This is a genomic window from Undibacterium sp. SXout7W, from assembly GCF_049339385.1.
In the GTDB taxonomy this organism is placed as follows: domain Bacteria; phylum Pseudomonadota; class Gammaproteobacteria; order Burkholderiales; family Burkholderiaceae_D; genus Undibacterium.
This window is the reverse complement of record NZ_JBMPPF010000010.1, coordinates 131,444-149,140: the sequence shown is the minus strand read 5'-3', so window position 1 is coordinate 149,140 and position 17,697 is coordinate 131,444. Positions and strand designations below refer to the sequence as shown.

The window sequence follows — 17,697 nt, the reverse complement described above, 5'->3', positions numbered from 1 at the left end:
TGGGGCTTGCATCTGATCAGCGCAGGTCAGTTTTTCCGAACGTATAACGTGCTGCAAGCCAGAATAAGCGGGGAGTTCCGGGGGCAAGAAAGCCGGACTGTTGCAATGGATAGCCGCTCAGTGCAGATCCACCCAGAGGCCGGGCAACAAATCTGCCGTTAGCATCAAAGCCATTGGCACCTAACTGCGCAGCTGTCGCATAATTGGTGTTGAATAGATTATTGACCTGAAACAGCATTTGCCATTGCGGTGTTGCCTGATAACTGGCACCAAGATTCACAATCGCATATCCCGCACTGCGTGCCTGACCTGCATAAATACTGCCGTCGGCTTGATGTTGGTTGTTTTCATTCCCGCGTGCATAGGCGTATGACATAGCTTGCAGATTCGCATTCAAACTGAGGGCTGGTGATACGGCATAGTCGACAGACAGTTTCAGCATCTGACGTGGAATTGAGGGGATATAGTTACCCGGCTGAATCGTGATATTGCCGTCGAGTCCACGTTGACCTGCAAGTGCAGAATCATTACTACTATTACCACTGCTATTAATGATAGCGGTACTCTGGTATGTCGCTTCCAGCAGCGTATATTGCGCACCAAGATTGAATTTGCCTAATTTTCCATTTAATCCAAGCTCCAATCCCTGGCGACGAGTTTTGCCGAAATTTTTGAAATAGCCAAATCCAGCCTGATTGTCTGCAACGAATAAAATATCATCCTGATTCTCAGCGCGGAATATGCCTGCATTCCATTGAAAATTTTCCTGAATTTTGCCACGCACACCGGCCTCAATCGTGCGTGTAATAATTTGTTTGAGTGGAGGGTCACCTGCCATCGCGTTAGGTAATTTGCATGGCTGATCTGGATTAGCGCATCCGAGTTCGATAGCACTGGGCGCGCGGCTGCTCTGGTTATAGCCAGCATAGATATTCATCGTCTGGCTTGGGTTATAACTTAATCCGAGCGCAGGATTAAAACGGCGGAAACGGTGTTCACCACTCAGCGAAGCACTGTCATTGTTTGCATGAATCTGATCGCGATTACTGATACTGCTCCGGTTATAACGTCCTGCGATAGTCAGATGCAGGTCTTTGGTCAGCGAGATGGTATCGCTCAGAAAAACACCCCAGTTTTTGGTGTTACCTTGCAAATCGACTCTGGTGTCAAAAGGTTTTCCATCCACATTTCCACCGTGAATACCATCACCATAGGCATTGACAGGGGTAATACTGTGATCAGAATTCAGATAACCTAATTGCGAAGATTGGGTAAAGCCGATACTGCTTTCATCATAGGCCGCACCGACGATCAACTGATGGCGTTGCCCAGCCAATTCACCCTGCCAGTTAAACTGACCGGAGAGGCCATAATTTCTCTGACTTGTTTGTGTGCGGTTGATGAGACCGTTACATTTTTCTGCTGGTTCATCCAGTTGCAAGGTTTGTGCGATACAGCGCCAGTAAGGAAAAGGTGTATTGGCTGCTGTTGCACCGCTGGCAGGGAAACCAGTGTAACCAGCGGCTGTCAATGCAGTTTTATCCGCATTGCTTAGCTGATACAGTGATTGATCGTAAGAGTCCTGATTCACATCTCCGTTGAATGTCGCGCTACGGATATCACGGTAGTAGGCATTGCCGGAAAACTGCAATTGATCATGCAGACTGTGATTCAGTGTCAGATTCAACATGCTGGAACGATTTTGCGTGATATCTGGCTTTGTGTAGACGCTGGAATAATTTTTCTCCAGTAATGTCTGTTCCTGCAATCCATTGCCATTGAGCTGATTATCTGCGTGGCTGATGCTGAGTTTGATCTCCGTATTTGCATTTTGCCAGCCAAGTTTACCGAAGACCTGTTTGACATTGGACGGAGAATCATCACGCCAGCCGCGATCCTTAAACAGATTGGCAGTCAGATACCAGTCTAGTCCATGATCGTTAGAACCTCCATGTTCGAGTTCAAACGCACGACGGGCATTACTGCCGACAGTAGTCTGTAACGAAGTTCCCGGATGACTATTGCCATCCTTGGTTTGTATTGTTAGCGCGCCTCCAAGAGTGTTCATTCCAAAAAGTGGATTAGACCCTGGCATTAATGCTATCGATGAAATTGCGCTGCGTGGTATCAAATCCCAACTCAGGACATCACCAAAGGGTTGATTCATCCGGACACCATCCATATAAACCGATAATCCTTGTGGCGTACCCAGTAATGGAGACGCCGCATATCCTCGGTAATTGACGTCCATCTGAAATGGATTACCTTGCATCGTGTTGACATGAACGCTACCAAGATTGCGATTCATGAAGTCACTCAATTCCAGCGCGCCGCTGCGCATGATGTCTGCACTGCGTGCCACTTGCACTGGTGCTGCAATCTCATTCAATGGCTGGCCAAGTCCGGGTAGTGGCGTAATGCCGACAATAGCGACTGACTGACTTAAAAATTCAGATGCAATCGTCGCTGGTATGATGGCTTCTCTGCTGGTTTGTGCATATACGTCAGCAGAAAATATGGCATGTATTGCCATTGCGACCGCACTGAGACGCAAGAGAGGATGATGAAAGGCGAATTGAACGATGTTCATGGAGTCTCCAGTTGAATTTTGATTTTTTATGATGAACATATCAGCAAAATTCATACCATCCGTAGTACATGTATTCGCAGTCAAAAAAAGGGAGAGCAAGACTGCTCTCCCTCTGACGCATATTCCAAACAGAGCTTTAAATATTATTTGAAATCTAGCTTGGATGACCGTTTGAACAAATTACAGCTTTAACAAATGTTAGAAGAAGAATATGCCACCGAAGGAGCCGCCATTCATCTGAGCGCTGCGACCATCGAAGCCTTTGGAACGAGTTTGTCCGATTTCAGCAGACAATGTAATGGATGGTGTGATCGCGAAATACACACCACCAGTCACGTTGCTATTCGATTCCAGGCCACCTGTTGACAGCGTATTATCACGATTTTTGCTCATGCCATAGTTCATGCCCAGTTTGACTTTTTCACTGAGTTTGAAGGTTGCCTGAGCGAAGTAATTGTTGGATTTTGTATCGCCTTCATCACCATCCGACAAAATGCCGATACCGTTACCCGACTGCACGTTCGCCAGCAAGCCTAAAGCACCAGCAGAGTAGGATGCACCAACCTCAATTCCACGCATGGTAAAACTTGGCTTTGTCGTTGTATTGCCTTCGAATTTTTGCCCTTTGGCGCCTGCCCAGAGTTTCAGTCCATCGACGCTATAACTGACACGGCCTTGTACCTGAGGTGATGATCCTGAATCATAGCCGCTACCCAGTGGGCCATTTGTGACTGGGCTGACCAGTGCGACATCAAATTTGACACCACTCATTGATGGTGATGCATATGCAACCTGACCATAGGTACCCAGATAGGAATACCCGGCACCGATGTGTCCCAGTGTCACACGGTTCGATTGAGTTGCGCGCACAGGAGCGCCGGAACCGATCAGCGTCATATCGCCCAAAATAGCATTTGCGCCAAACAGGCCATAATCACGACCCAGTTTGATCGTCCCCATTTGATCATTGCCGAAAGAGAAGAAACCTTGACGTACATCGACATTGCTATTGTTGCCAATCGCTGTATCGCTTGCAGTTGCAGTCATAATGCCAATTGTTCCTGCAACGTCATAATCGCCCTGACGTGATTTAACGCTGGTAATCAGGCCGCTTGGAAGCAAGCCGTTACCAATCGTTGTGCGATTGGATTTACCGCCGCAGCCCAATGCTTGTCCACCCAGGGCAAGGCCACCAACACTGTCACCAGTACAGGAAATTTGTGTGTAATACGCATTGATAATGCCACCAACTGACACTGTCCAGTCACCTGCTTTTAAATCGACTGCATACGCAGATTGAGCGCTACCTAAAACTGCTGCTGTGATGATGATAATTTTTTTCATTTGTGCTCCTCCAGTTTGGGTTTTATGAGCCAGACCATTGCTGACGCTGAGCACTTCGCAAAACATATGCCTGTTTTGTTATTTGTCTGAGAAAAATGAATTTTCTTCTCTGAATTAGCAGGAGAAATAGAATTTTTTTTCGAGAAAAGCACGATTGTTCTTTGCTGCAGAATGTTGAAAATGAGTGTGAGAAATCGGATCAGCCTGTGACAGAATTGCGCATTTTTTGATCAGTTAATTTTGCTCATCAATCAATGAATCAATAGAGCAATAGAGCAATAGAGCAATAGGCGCATGAAAATATTGCGCACATTGAATATATTGATCATCAGATGATTTTTAATGATGTTCGACATCTCTTTTGATGAGCGAATAATTTTTTCATCAAGTGCAGACAAAAAAATCATTCATACATTTCCGTAAGGAATGTATGAATGACAAAGTGCGTGCTCGGTAGTCAGATGCGTTAAATTTGAGTTTCAAATTTGATCTGAAGATAATTGATAGACCCGATATTCAAAAAATATGAAATTTAAAAAATATCAAATTAATGTTCAATAATTGCTGAAATTTTTTTACTTATATTGTTTGATGAACCTGTAACGGAAATGCGGGGGATTGCCATTGTTTGCCGTTTTTCCCAATCAATAAAACATCTACACCCTCTAAACGTGCTGCCAGACTGAGTGATTTTTCTACCCCCAAGACCATCATTGCGGTCGACAGCCCATCCGCCAGCAGACCAGTGTCTGCAATGACGCTGACACTTGCCAGCTCGGTTGGGGAGTCTCCGCTACCTGGATCAAAAATATGATGATGCGCAAAATCAGGCGTAAAGCTTGTTTCGTAGTCGCCTGATGTCGCGAGACTACGACCCAGAAGAGGAGCCACACCGGTCAATGCCTGGGTATTGCGTGGATCACGGATGCCGACACTCCAGGCCTGATGATTCAACTTGTTTCCTCTGGCAGAAAACTCACCGGTATCCAGGAGCGCATGTGTAATACCATGTTCCAGCAAAACCTGACGTGCCACATCAACCGCATATCCTTGCGCAATCCCGTTTAAGGTGACAGACATACCGGGACGATTAAATTTCACAGCGTTTCCATTCAGACTGATCTGACGCCAGTCGACCAGCCCCATCGCTCTGTGGCGCTCATCGTCGCTCGGTAGCGTCTGATGTGCGGCGGCTTCCTGATAGCTCAGCCACAAAGGTTGTACCGTGATATCAAAGGCACCATCGGAGAGTGCGGATAATTCAGCAGCACTGGTGAGTACCTTTAGCAGGTGAGGATGTGCCGCGTTAAGGTAAGCATGTCGGTTGAGTTGCGTAACCTGACTGTGCTCCGAATGCAAACTCATTAAACGGTCGATTTCTTGTGCCGCTGCAAGTGCAGCACTGATTGCAGTGCGCGCCAGTGGCTGATCTGAATGAATCACATCAATCGAAATAGTCGTGCCAAACGCCAATGCTGCGCCACTGGTTACCGCCGCTTGTTCGGTTAACTTTTTCTGTGTATCTGGTCGCGGTGACAGATGTGATAAATAGGGCAGTCCGGCGGCACAAACGCTTGTCAGGCCTAGTCCAGTTGCAATAAAGGTTCGCCGTTTCATAGAGATACCGTCTGCGTTAGTGAGATGCTGCAATCGGAATAGTACGTGTGCGTTTTTTTTCCATGATCAGTGGTGCGCATTTTTCATCGCTTTCGTAAATCACGACACAATCAAGACATTGAAAACATTCGTCATACTGAATTCCACCATCAGGTCGAATCGCTTTGTATTCACAATGGTGGCGACAGGTTTGACAAGGCGTACCACAGGCGGCTCTGCGCGGTAGCCAATCCAGAATACGAAATCGGCCAAGTACGGCGAGCCCGGCACCGAAAGGGCAGAGGTAACGACAAAAGAATTTATAAACAACCGCAGATGCCAGCAGCAGGCCAGCTGCATACAGGACAAAGGGCCAGGAACGGATGAAATTCAATGTGATCGCAGTTTTAAACGGTTCAATTTCGATCAACTGGTCGGTCAGCCCAGTGGATACAAAACTGGAAATGATGATGAACCCTAACAATACATATTTCAGTCGCTTCAGTTTGTTATCCAATGCTGCACGTATCCTGATTTGTGGGACATGAAAATACTGCGCCAGTTTGCCCGTGAATTCCTGCAGGGCGCCGAAAGGGCAAAGCCAGCCACAAAATGTACCTCGTCCCCAGATGATCAGCGAGATCAGTACAAATATCCATAAGCTGACACTCATTGGGTCATACAACAAAAATCCGAGATCGCGTCCAGCCATCAGTGCTTGTACTACGCTGGTTAGATTGACGATAGAGAGTTGTCCTTGGGCATACCAACCAATAAAACATAGGGTGAACAATAGGAAACTGCGTCTGAACCATATAAAAGCAGTTTCATGTTGACTCAATTTTTTCTGCATTGTCATCGCGACGGATAAAACGATCAATGCCACACTCAACAAGGTGAGTTCCCACCATCGTTGCTTCCAGATGCTATGCCAGGACTTATTATCGGATTCGGCGGCGATATAGAATTCACTTGGCAACTGCATAGAAAAGCTGACGTCACGAGTGATTTTTTCTGGATAAATGATGCCTTTATTGCGTGTTACATGCAGAAAAAATTCCAGCTTTTGTGATGGATCCAGACCGGATTGACTGATGATGCGGAAGATTTTTATCGTTGGTACTGCTGTAGGTATTGTCGGCGTTATTGAATTTGCCGACGTTGCCGGCTTTGTGCCGATGCCTGGTAATTTGATATCCAGATCCAGATCACGAATTTCTATCGGTAAGTCACCTTGCTTTAACATCAGGCGATCAGGTACTGCGCCCCGCGTAAAGTCGTCGCCGACAACGCCGTATCTTCCACGCGACAAAAACATCAATGCATGGTCGCCAGGTTCTAGTCTGTTCTGAAGACTTGCCCAGCCCTTTTCTCCCAGCAGGCTGCGACCTATTGCGGGAACAGAAACGTAGCTCAATTCCATGTCAATGAAATTTGCTTCCGGTGTGCGTAAAGCAATCGGGTCAAGTCCTGCACCTTCTGAGCCTTGAAATAGTTTTTCTATCTCTTTGTTATTCATTGTCACAGTCTGTATCAGCCCGCGCTGATACAGGTCTGAGACGGGAATGTTGTCTGCGGAGTCAGATTTGATGCGTGCGATCAGATCGGGATCGCGTCCCTCGGCAAATCCCAGTTTTTTGCGGGCGACTTTCAGTGCAGAGGATAAGGCACTCTGATTGATAATGCGGACAGATGCAGTTGCTTTTGATACGCCGTCCAAATAAACGTTCGCGCCTTCCTGACGAGAAGCACTCATGCCATGCGTCGTAATTTTGATATTTTGTTTCAGTGATAAATTGTTGTACTGATGAACAAATGCCCGCATGGGCGCTTCGCCTAAACCATCTAAAAATACTGGCTCATGATGCGACAACACTTGTACATCGAGAAATGTTCCTTTGGTATCGAGCGCTATCAACAGATTCATCGGTACGCCGGAAAATCCAGGTACCGGTGCGAAATCAATTGATTCAAATGCATAGGCGACCAGATCGGTCGAGGTCATATTTTTTTTAAAAATAGGCCAGACTGGCATCTCTTTTTCTTTTTCGCCGATGATATAAGGCGCAGGAAAGTGTTTGCTCATTGCATCATGAGTCATGATTCCTGCGTTGACTTGATTCGCAGTTGCGATTGCCACCAGTATCAACGAAAGACATTGCAGTATCCGCATCAGCAACAGCATTGGCAATCGTGATTTCATTCTATGGCTTGACGATCTGTACATGATGTTTGGCAAAGATACGTAGCATTTCACCAGATGCAAATAAGTCGTTCATTGCTGCTTGTAAGCGAGATGCCAGTTCTTGATTATCTTTTTTAACAGCCATGCCTATCGTCCAACCTTTTCTTGGCAGTCGCTGAAAAGCGACCTCGCTCATTTCAAAACGGGGATCATCATGCAAAACTGATTCAATTTCAGAACGGTTTGCCAGAACGCCATCGAGCTCACCTGCTTTCAGTTTTTCGAGTGCTTCAATTGGTGTCGTAAATATCTTCACATCATTGCGGTATCTGCCGTCCTCTTCGCCGAGTAATACCACCGCACCGATAGAGACTTTTTCGACGCCAATTTTTTTACCAGCCATAGAAGGTAATCCATTGAATTGGGGCACTGAAGCAATATTGCGTACCAGTCTGACGGTTTCCGTATGATACGGAGCAAAAATGGTGACCTGCGGGTTTTCTCGCATCAATTGCATATCTACGGGAACATGTATTAACAGATCGGCCGGGCCATAGCCAAGATAGTGGCCTTTCCAGACCATATTGCGTAAGTCATCATTGAGTCCTTCACCCGGAGGGAAGGGTAATAATGCAAGTTTCAGATCTAACTTTTTTGCGAGCGCAGCGGCAATATCAATATCAATTCCTTGTCCGGCATTGTCACCTTTGACGCGGATTGAAAACGGATGAAAATCATCGTACACCGCAACGCGCAAGACGCCCGATTTCATGATTTTCTCCATATCAGCATGCGCCGGAGTCACCATCATTAACGCCAACAGACAGGTGCAAAAAAAGCTGATTCGTTTCGCTGCAGATATGGAAAAAATAGACATGATTTTTACTTTCTTTAATTACAGTTTTTTCTTGGTGGATGTTTTTTCTGTCGAGGCTGATTTTGAGGCCGGTTGTGCAGCGGCAGGTTGTGCGTTGGCGACAGCTGGCATGATACGAACTGTTTCCAGATAAGCTTTGATTGACCAGATGGCCTCCTGATTCAGAATGCCTTCAAATGGTGGCATGTAGACTGCGCCGTTACGAGTTTTGCCACGGCGTGCTGACATGGAAAAATATCCATCGACTTCTTTGAAGCAAGCCTTCTTTTTGTTCTCATCTTTTTGCGTCAGGCAGTCACGATCAAGCATGCGCAGGTCAGGAGCAATTCCACCGGATACCGCTTGCAGACCATGACAACGGGCGCAGTTTTGTGCGAATGCGGAATCACCCACACGGATGGCTTCTTTATTGCTTCTGTAAGGATTTTCCTCGCGCCATTGTTCACCGAGTGTAGGTAATGTTTTGGTATCAACGGATTGTGGAGTAACGTCGCCATGAGCAAATGCCAGTGCACTGAATGTGCAGGAGAGAGCGATAGCCAGGCGGGAGATGAGGATGGTCTTTGCAGTTTTCATTTTTCATTACCTTATTTAAAAAATAGATAATTGAGCTAACGCAAACTACGTGCCATGTAATACCATACTTATAAATAGAAGTTTTATTCGAAAATACGTGTTTCAATTCTGAACAGTGTTGCATTTCGAGACAAACCAGAATGCTGATCAGAAGCATCGTTGATAAAAAAGAATATAAATCAGACTAAAAACGAGTCACCTAAGAACTCGTTATTTCATCAGGGAGACAATTCATGGGTAGCCAGTTTAATCAAGGAGTCCCGCTCAATGTCGGCAAGGTATCAGCGCACAAGACCATCGCTCAACTTGGCACATTTCCTGCGTCAGCAGATGGTATGACAATAGAACAAGCACATCAGCGATCAGAAAGTTACGGCATTCCCAGAAGTGCCGAGCCGGACTTTGGCTCACTGGGTAAAAGTGATCTTGCTTTGTTACTTGAGCAAAACCGGGTATTACATACTCATGCTGCTCCCGTGATGGAAACCCTGTATGAGCAAATCATCAATACACACAATATGGTGATATTGACGGATGTGAATGGACGGATTCTTCATACACTGGGTGACGCTGATTTTTTAGAAAAGGCTGACAGGGTTGCTTTGAATCCAGGTGTTGCGTGGTCTGAGCAGAGCAAAGGTACCAATGCTATTGGCACTGCTATTGCAGAAAAGGCGCCGACGATTATTCATGCAGATCAACATTATCTGGAAGCAAACCGGTTTCTTACTTGCTCTGCTGCCCCGATTTTCGATGTGATTGGCAATGTCATTGGTGTACTTGACGTTACTGGTGACCAGCATAATTTTCATCGTCACACCATGGCACTGGTACGCATGTCAGCACAGATGATAGAAAACCAGCTGTTTGCTTCATCGTTTCAGGATTCGATCAAAATCCATTTCCATAGCCGTCCGGAATTTTTGGGAACCTTGATGGAGGGGATCGCTTGTTTTACCCCCGGTGGTCAGTTTTTGTCAGCGAGTCGAAGTGGTTTATTCCAGTTGGGATTGCCCATGTCGGCATTACAGACGCATACGTTCAGTTCTTTATTTGGCTTGCCGATCTCGTCTTTATTTGATCACTACCGGACGTCGTCTCCCGGTTTACTAAGCTTGTGTTTGCATAGCGGCGTGCGAGTTTATGGCAAATGTAGCGATTTGCGTGTATCGAACAAAAATTTTCAGCACACGATGGACAACGTTCGTGAGAAGGATGCCAACGGCGCTACTCAGGCGCAGCAAGCGGCATCCGCACAGACGAAAACCCGGTTGTCGAGTCTGCGTTATCTGAATACAGGTGACGAGCAGGTGGCGATTGTGATTGATAAACTGAAAAAAGTAATCGGTCGCGATATTTCTATTTTGGTCACTGGTGAAACAGGGACAGGCAAGGAGTTGCTGGCTCAGGCGATACATAATGATTCACCACGCAAAGATGGTCCTTTTGTTGCCGTCAACTGCGCCTCTATTCCAGAAAATCTGATCGAATCTGAATTATTTGGTTACGAGGATGGCGCATTTACCGGTGCGCGCAAGAAGGGCAGTATCGGGAAGATTCTGCAAGCGAATGGTGGGTCGCTGTTTTTGGATGAAATCGGTGATATGCCCCTGAATTTACAGGCCAGATTATTGCGTGTACTTCAAGAACGTATGGTCACCCCTTTGGGTAGTACTAAATCGATACCCGTGAATGTGGCGCTGACTTGCGCAACTAACCGTAATTTGCGGGAGATGATCGCAAAAAATCAGTTCCGGGACGATCTTTATTATCGTATGAATGGGCTGGTGGTTAAATTACCTCCTTTGCGGGAACGTACTGATCTTGAGGTGGTGATCGAAAAGTTATTGCTGGCAGAGGGTAATGGTCATCGCTACGTCATTGCTCCAGAAATCATGCGTATGTTCCGTGCACACAACTGGCCAGGTAATTTCCGTCAGTTGACCAATTTATTGCGTACTGCCATGGTGATGGCTGGCGATGATCATGAAATCAGAATGGAACATCTGCCTGACGACTTCCTGGAAGATGTTGCCTTGATTCAGACGAGTAACAGTAAAGTCGTGACCGAAACTGCCGTCAGCAGTGGCAGCACGCTGGAAGACGTGGAGTTATCAGTGATACAGAAAGCGCTGGAAGCACATAGCGGTAACGTGTCTGCGACTGCGCGTGCACTGGGTGTATCACGCAATACTATCTATCGGAAAATTCAACCCGTTTGATTTTGATCGTTTGTTCATCAGCGTACTACTACGCTATATGTGTGCCGGATGCTGTCATTCATCAGCGACAGCATCTACCGTGATGCTTTGATCCGTTCAGCGTATAGAAGTATTAACCGCATGCGGACCTTGTCGCAGGTGACTGATCAGGAATTGCGTGCAGATTCTTAATTTGGTGGATGTATCAAGCCGCGCAGGTGTTACTGCCCAAATATCGGCTGGCTGGTGATAATCCGGTAGTACCCGTTCTAACTTGCCGCTATTGAGCAAAGCGGCAACGTCCCAACTGGCAAGTAAAATGATGCCACGTCCTTCCAACGCCCAATTCAACACGATATCAGCATGATTCGACCCCATGGGGCCTGTGACCTTGGTTGACTCCAGACCATTCGGCCCCGACATGCGCCAGACACCAAAGGTCTGATTCCGATCGCGATATAGCAGACAGTCATGGCTGGTTAAGTCTGCCAGACATTTCGGACGCCCTCGTTTTGACAGATACCCCGGAGCAGCGCAAAGCACTCGTGCATTGCTGGCAACCGGATGGGCGATCAGATGTGGCTCATTGACGTCGCCCATCCGGACATCAATATCAAATCCTTCACCCAGCATATCAACCCGGCGATCCATCAGTTCCAGCCATATTTCCAGCGACGGATACATCTCATTTAGCAATGCCAGTATTGGAGAAATATGGTTGCGTCCCAGTCGTAAGCTGCTGCTGATACGAAGTAATCCCGAGGGAGCAACGTCAGGACCACCAGCAATTTCGCCGAATTCATCTGCGGCAGCCAGCACTTTTTTTGCCCAGGTATAGGCCGCCTCACCAGCATCGCTGATCAGCACCCTGCGTGTTGTCCGGTGGAACAGGCTGACACCCAGCGCTTTTTCCAGATTCAGAATGCGTTTTGTGACATACGCAGGCGAAATGCCCAGATGCGACGCGGCGGCGACAAAGCTGGAGCGTTGCGCCACTTGGCAGAACACTCTTAAATCCACTAAATCCCATTTATTATTCACCATAAGTGAATTGTAAATGACGTTATCCGCTAATGGAAATTAATTTGGTTCATAGTATTCTGGTTGTATGAAAACACATCAAACACTTGCCAACCCTTCAGAACGCTTACCTCTTGGATTTATCGGAGGAGGTCTTGAATCGGGAATCGCTGCCACCCATCGTTACGCTGCCCAACTTGATGGTCATTATCAATTAGTCGCAGGTGTATTTTCTTCTAACCCTGAACGTAATTTTGCCGCCGGGCGCGCTTATGGTATTGCGGAGGATCGTATCTACAGCAATTATCAGCAGATGGCTGAGAGCGAATCACAGCGGGCTGACGGCATTGTCGTCGCAGTCATTATGGTGCCGAACATGTTGCATGTGCCTGTCAGCCGCGTCTTCATTGAACATGGCATCGATGTCATTTGCGACAAACCATTGGCGACCAATCTCCACGAAGCGTTGAGCTTGCAACAATATGTAGCCGAACATTCCTGTACCTTTGTATTGACTCATAACTACAGTGGTTTTCCTATGGCCAGGGAAGCTCGTGCACGTATTGCAGCAGGCGAGATTGGCCAGGTCCGATTGGTGCAGGTAGAGCATGCCGGTGCCTTTGGTGCTGATTTACTGGAACAACAAGGTCTGAAACGCATGGCCTGGCGAACCGATGCCAATACAGTTGGTGCCTCTGCGATATTAGCAGACGTTGGTGTACACGCCCATCATTTGCTGCGTTTCGTGACGGGACTGGAAGTTGAGCAAGTTTGTGCCGATCTGACGACGATGGTGCCAGGTCGGGTCTCTGATGATAATGCACACGTGCTGTTAAGACTGAACGAAGGTGTCCGCGGCATGTTATGGGCCAGTTTTGTGGCTGCCGGGCATCGCCAGGGGTTACAAATCCGTGTGTTTGGTTCAACCGGCTCTCTTTCCTGGCATCAGGAAGATCCGGATCTGCTGGTGATACGTCCACAACACGCTCCGCATTTCATTTTACGACGCGGAGAAGCATGGTTAGGTGAAGATGCTGCGGCTGCCACCAGAATGAAAGCAGGGCAGGTAGAAGGGCAGCTGGAAGCCTTTGCCAATATCTACAGCGATGCGGCAGAACTGATACGTGCCCGCCGCGCTGGTCGTGCTGCGGCGGATAGCGCACGATTGTGTCCTGGTATTGCTGATGGCGTTGCCGGTATGCGTTTCATTGCCGCTTGCACGCAATCACAACGGGAAAACGGCAGTTGGACGTCGCTAGCTGGTGCCGAATAGCACGAAAGAGCACTGACCGGAACTGATGAGCACTGACGACGTTCCGACTTCATTTCCGGGTACTGCCTCTTTTTATACCGCGTTTTTATCTGGCAGCTGTTTTTCTGACAGATGCCGGATTATTTGATACTCATCACATATATCCATCGCCAATCGTGGGCATCAGGAGATAAGCAGTGCAAGATTCTCATCTTAAAAACAGTAAAAAACGGATCAGTGTTGCCGGCGCAGGCGTGATTGGTCAGGCGCATATTGCCGTGATACAAGCCTGCGTAGAGGCAGAACTTGCCAGCATTGTCGATCCATCGCCAGCCGCACAGATACTGGCAAAACAGGCTGGTGTTCGCTGTTTTTCCTCTATCGATGACATGCTGGCATCGGGTCAGCCCGATGCGATTGTGTTGGCGACGCCGAACCCGTTGCATGTGCCGCAAGCATTGCAATGTATCAGTGCAGGTTTGCCTGTTTTGCTGGAAAAACCTGTAGCGACTTCAGTGGCTGAAGGCGAGTCCCTACTCAAGATCAGTCAGCAAACGGGTGCAAAAATACTGATAGGACATCATCGTGCGCATAGCCCGATTATGCACAAGGCCAGACAAGTGATCGCTTCTGGTCAGTTAGGAACGCTGGTCAGCGTCATGGGAAGCGCGACATTTATGAAACCGGATCAGTATTTTCGGGATGGACCATGGCGGGCACAGGTGGGTGGTGGCCCTTTGCTGCTGAATATGATTCATGAAGTGCATAATTTGCGCGTGCTCTGCGGCGATATCGTCGCGGTACAGGCATTTTCCAGCCACGCTACCCGTCAATTTGATGTGGAAGATACAGTGGCGATTAATCTGAGATTTGCTAACGGTGTTCTGGGAAATTTCATGTTGTCAGATACCGCTGCCTGTGCCCGCAGCTGGGAGCAGACGTCACAGGAAAACAAAGCTTATGCCAGCTATCACGATGAAGACTGCTATGTCGTTACGGGAACCAATGGTAGCTTATCGATACCAACAATGCGTTTGAAAACCTATCCGCGTCCTGAAGATCGTTCTTGGTGGAAGGAATTTGAAGTGGGAACAGTTGGACTGGTCAGAGCTGATCCATTGAAGTTACAGATGGAGCATTTTATCCGCGTAATAAAGGGCGACGCTGAGCCTTTGGTGACTGTCCGGGATGGCTTACTCAATCTGCGAATAACCGAGGCAATTATTGATGCGGCGCGTACAGGGCAGGTAGTGTATCTGGAGGGATAATCAATGGAGATTGCCCCGGTCATGACAGCGGTTGGGCACCTGTTGTGTTGATGAAGTGACTCGGTGAAAGTGAACAGGTGATTTTGTGTAACGAGGATTTGTGTAACGAGGAGCTTTATCGGCTCCTCGTTGTTTTTTTTGCGTTCGAATGACAAAAAAGCTGGCAGAGTAATCTGCCAGCCAAAGCCGGAAGAGGTGGAGAGACCAATTCCGGATCGCTTCGCAATCGTGACTATGAAATGGAGTTCAGCAAAATCTTATTTAGATGCAAGCTTGAATACCCATACAGAACCGCCTTGTTCCAGGTAGTTAACTTTAGAGGCAACGTCACCGCCCCACAAAGGAACTGCACCACCCCAACCGGAGACAACGGCAACATATTGTGTGTCACCTTCTTGCCAAGTGATTGGAGGAGCAACTACGCCGGAGCCAGTCTGGAATTTCCACAGTTCTTTACCTGTACGTGCATCAAGTGCTTTCAGGAAGCCTTCTGGTGTTCCGTAAAAGACCAGATCGCCAGCTGTAGACATGACACCACCCCAGAGTGGAGCGGCATTTTTGTTTTCCCAAACGATTTTGCCTGTTTTAGGATCCATCGCGCGCAAAGCACCGATGTAGTCATCATGCAATGTCTTGATGGTAAAGCCCGCACCCAGATAAGCACCGCCCTTTTTGTAAGTGACTGGCTCATTGTGGATTTCCATGCCCCATTCATTGGCAGGCACATAGAACAGATTGGTCTTAGGGCTATATGCCATTGGCATCTGGTTTTTACCACCGAGGAAAGACGGAACAGCAAAGACCGTCGAGCCTGTTTTTCCATCACCTTTTGTCGGATCGCCAGGACGATTGGCATCAACAAAATTAGGACGACCAGTTTTCAAATCAATACTGGTTGCCCAGGTAATTTTCTTCACGAATGGGAAGGCATTTTCCAGCTTACCTGTCGTTGCATCGATCACGTAGAAGAAACCGTTACGGTCGGCTTTTCCGCCCAGACGTTTTCCACCCATGTCAAAAGTGACAAACTCATTCACGCCGTCATAATCCCAGCCATCGTGCGGCGTTGTCTGATAATGCCATTTGATCTGGCCAGTCGCCACATCGATCGCCACAGTGGAAGAGGAGTAGAGGTTGTCACCAGGACGCAAATGGCTGTTCCATGGAGAAGGGTTGCCAGTACCGAAGTAGGCCAGACCAGTTTTTGCATCAAATGTACCGCCCAGCCAGGTTGCTGCACCACCCGTTTTCCACAAGTCACCAGGCCAGGTTTTATTGGTCGTGCCAGAAATACCGATTTCTGTTTTTTTGCCGTCTTTATCGAATTTATAGCCCATGTGGCCTTCGACTGTAGGACGCACCCATACCAATTGTCCTGTGCGTGGGTCGCGGGCTTCAACGCGGCCAACGACACCAAATTCACCACCGGATACACCTGTCAGCAAGAGACCTTTGGCGATCAGCGGCGCAGCAGTGTTAGAGTAGCCAGCTGCATAGTCGTCCACTTTTTCTTTCCAGACGACGTTACCTGTATCCTGATCCAAAGCGATTAATTGGGCATCCAGCGTGCTGAAGATGACCAGATTGTCATACAGGGCAGCACCACGGTTTACCACATCGCAGCAAGGCATGATGCCTTCAGGAAGACGATGTTCGTACTTCCATAATTTGGCACCGGTCTTCATATCCAGAGCGAAAATACGTGAGTAGGAACCTGTGACAAACATTTTTCCGTTATGGATTAATGGTTGTGATTCTTGTCCACGCTGTTTTTCACCACCAAAAGAAAATGACCATGCCGGTACTAACTTGGAAACGGTTTTGGTATTGATCTGTGTCAGCGCAGAATAACGTTGACCCTCAGTACCCATACCGTAAGATAAAACGTCATTGCCAGATTTTGCGTCATTCGCAATCATCGCATCCGTGACACCTGCGGCATGTGCCGTCATGGCTCCGGAAAGCGTGCTTAGAATCAGTGTCCCTAATATTTTCTTGTACATATGCTGCTCCTATTTTATTGGTGGCTCTATGAGTCATTTTTTTGAGGGTACTGTCTTGATCAGATCAACCCCTGCGCTTAACTACGCAATCTGCGTGCCATCTTTTTTCTGCGTTAATCATGCTGAAAAGGGCGAAAAAAGACGGTTTTTCAGAATAAATGTTGCGTCAAAAATGGGCAGTGTTTCAAAACATGACAGATGCCGATGAAACACCTGATACCTTGTTTTCTCTGTTTCTACAGGAGATACATTCCAATCCTGAAAAGCAAAGAAGCCGCGTGATAGCGGCTTCTGTATGACGATGCGTGTATTGATGAGCGTGTTGTTAGGAGCTTATGAGTAAGATTGAAATAGCTTAGTTGTTATCTGCGGCCCGGCAGAAAAAATTTTTCCAATAATAAATTTTCTTCTTCATCACACATGTCAGAGCAAGTCAGGAAACGTCTTTTGATAGCGTCGTCAAAAGAACTGATTTCCTCATCCACGTTGACATCGGTATCGACATTCATTTCAATATGAGCGATATCAATTTTCAGGTTCGTATCTTTCCAGTATGACAGCTGCTCAGACGTCATGAAGAAAGGAGTGTCACCTATTTCTCCGACATAAATACTGTCTGGACCGAGATGCAGTTCATGCTGCTGATAGCACATAGGCAAACTACCTTCTTCAACTGTGCCAGACATCAATAGAATCAATGGTCCGTATTGATTCTTGAGGCTCATGAGCAGAGATATGGCGTCTTCTGTAGCAACGATGTTGTTGATGGTGTTCATTATCATCTC

General features: G+C 47.3%; 12 protein-coding genes. 3 read left to right on the top strand and 9 right to left on the bottom strand.

The window, feature by feature from the left end; genetic code table 11:
• Positions 1-16 precede the first annotated feature (16 nt).
• The 6 genes from ACO0LB_RS11625 to pedF all read right to left on the bottom strand — a co-directional run bounded on the left by ACO0LB_RS11625 (position 17) and on the right by pedF (position 9,168).
• Positions 17-2,590 (bottom strand): TonB-dependent receptor, encoded by a 2,574-nt coding sequence (locus tag ACO0LB_RS11625; protein ID WP_423049257.1) that lies wholly within the window; start codon positions 2,588-2,590, stop codon positions 17-19.
• Positions 2,591-2,788: 198 nt separating this feature from the next.
• The gene (locus tag ACO0LB_RS11620) at positions 2,789-3,934 is read right to left on the bottom strand and encodes a porin (protein ID WP_423049256.1); all 1,146 of its coding nucleotides are present in this window, start codon (positions 3,932-3,934) and stop codon (positions 2,789-2,791) included.
• Positions 3,935-4,513: 579 nt separating this feature from the next.
• Positions 4,514-5,551 (bottom strand): FAD:protein FMN transferase, encoded by a 1,038-nt coding sequence (locus tag ACO0LB_RS11615; RefSeq protein ID WP_423049255.1) that lies wholly within the window; start codon positions 5,549-5,551, stop codon positions 4,514-4,516.
• A gap of 16 nt (positions 5,552-5,567) precedes the next feature.
• Complete coding sequence (locus ACO0LB_RS11610; RefSeq protein ID WP_423049254.1) at positions 5,568-7,733, bottom strand: 4Fe-4S binding protein; 2,166 nt, start codon at positions 7,731-7,733, stop codon at positions 5,568-5,570.
• Position 7,734: 1 nt separating this feature from the next.
• On the bottom strand, positions 7,735-8,592 hold the full coding sequence (locus tag ACO0LB_RS11605; RefSeq protein WP_423049253.1) for a substrate-binding periplasmic protein: 858 nt from the start codon (positions 8,590-8,592) through the stop codon (positions 7,735-7,737).
• 18 nt (positions 8,593-8,610) lie between these two features.
• Positions 8,611-9,168, bottom strand: a complete 558-nt coding sequence (pedF, locus tag ACO0LB_RS11600; RefSeq protein WP_423049252.1) for a cytochrome c-550 PedF — start codon at positions 9,166-9,168, stop codon at positions 8,611-8,613.
• A gap of 335 nt (positions 9,169-9,503) precedes the next feature.
• Here pedF and ACO0LB_RS11595 point away from each other — a divergent pair, with 335 nt between their 5' ends.
• Positions 9,504-11,390 (top strand): sigma-54-dependent Fis family transcriptional regulator, encoded by a 1,887-nt coding sequence (locus ACO0LB_RS11595; RefSeq protein ID WP_423049269.1) that lies wholly within the window; start codon positions 9,504-9,506, stop codon positions 11,388-11,390.
• Positions 11,391-11,486: 96 nt separating this feature from the next.
• On the opposite strand, the gene ACO0LB_RS11590 is transcribed toward ACO0LB_RS11595, so the two are convergent.
• Positions 11,487-12,413 (bottom strand): LysR substrate-binding domain-containing protein, encoded by a 927-nt coding sequence (locus ACO0LB_RS11590; protein WP_423049251.1) that lies wholly within the window; start codon positions 12,411-12,413, stop codon positions 11,487-11,489.
• A 64-nt stretch (positions 12,414-12,477) separates the two neighbouring features.
• On the opposite strand from ACO0LB_RS11590, the gene ACO0LB_RS11585 reads away from it, so the two are divergent.
• A complete protein-coding gene (locus ACO0LB_RS11585; protein WP_423049250.1) occupies positions 12,478-13,662 on the top strand; it encodes a Gfo/Idh/MocA family protein in 1,185 nt (394 codons plus the stop codon).
• Between the two features lie 176 nt (positions 13,663-13,838).
• Positions 13,839-14,909 carry a Gfo/Idh/MocA family protein gene (locus tag ACO0LB_RS11580; RefSeq protein WP_423049249.1) on the top strand — a complete coding sequence of 357 codons (1,071 nt, stop codon included), beginning with the start codon at positions 13,839-13,841 and terminating at the stop codon, positions 14,907-14,909.
• Positions 14,910-15,166: 257 nt separating this feature from the next.
• Here the strand turns inward: ACO0LB_RS11580 and ACO0LB_RS11575 are convergent, their stop codons facing one another.
• Both ACO0LB_RS11575 and ACO0LB_RS11570 read right to left on the bottom strand, forming a co-directional pair.
• Complete coding sequence (locus ACO0LB_RS11575; protein WP_423049248.1) at positions 15,167-16,912, bottom strand: PQQ-dependent methanol/ethanol family dehydrogenase; 1,746 nt, start codon at positions 16,910-16,912, stop codon at positions 15,167-15,169.
• A 362-nt stretch (positions 16,913-17,274) separates the two neighbouring features.
• Positions 17,275-17,688, bottom strand: a complete 414-nt coding sequence (locus tag ACO0LB_RS11570) for a DUF779 domain-containing protein (protein WP_423049247.1) — start codon at positions 17,686-17,688, stop codon at positions 17,275-17,277.
• Positions 17,689-17,697 lie beyond the last annotated feature (9 nt).

Excerpts from the sequence above, each read along its gene's own strand:
- ACO0LB_RS11625 (WP_423049257.1), bottom strand. The coding sequence starts at position 2,590 with ATGAACATCGTTCAATTCGCCTTTCATCATCCTCTCTTGCGTCTCAGT.
- ACO0LB_RS11620 (WP_423049256.1), bottom strand. The coding sequence starts at position 3,934 with ATGAAAAAAATTATCATCATCACAGCAGCAGTTTTAGGTAGCGCTCAA.
- ACO0LB_RS11615 (WP_423049255.1), bottom strand. The coding sequence starts at position 5,551 with ATGAAACGGCGAACCTTTATTGCAACTGGACTAGGCCTGACAAGCGTT.
- ACO0LB_RS11610 (WP_423049254.1), bottom strand. The coding sequence starts at position 7,733 with ATGAAATCACGATTGCCAATGCTGTTGCTGATGCGGATACTGCAATGT.
- ACO0LB_RS11605 (WP_423049253.1), bottom strand. The coding sequence starts at position 8,592 with ATGTCTATTTTTTCCATATCTGCAGCGAAACGAATCAGCTTTTTTTGC.
- pedF (WP_423049252.1), bottom strand. The coding sequence starts at position 9,168 with ATGAAAACTGCAAAGACCATCCTCATCTCCCGCCTGGCTATCGCTCTC.
- ACO0LB_RS11595 (WP_423049269.1), top strand. The coding sequence starts at position 9,504 with ATGACAATAGAACAAGCACATCAGCGATCAGAAAGTTACGGCATTCCC.
- ACO0LB_RS11590 (WP_423049251.1), bottom strand. The coding sequence starts at position 12,413 with ATGGTGAATAATAAATGGGATTTAGTGGATTTAAGAGTGTTCTGCCAA.
- ACO0LB_RS11585 (WP_423049250.1), top strand. The coding sequence starts at position 12,478 with ATGAAAACACATCAAACACTTGCCAACCCTTCAGAACGCTTACCTCTT.
- ACO0LB_RS11575 (WP_423049248.1), bottom strand. The coding sequence starts at position 16,912 with ATGTACAAGAAAATATTAGGGACACTGATTCTAAGCACGCTTTCCGGA.
- ACO0LB_RS11570 (WP_423049247.1), bottom strand. The coding sequence starts at position 17,688 with ATGAACACCATCAACAACATCGTTGCTACAGAAGACGCCATATCTCTG.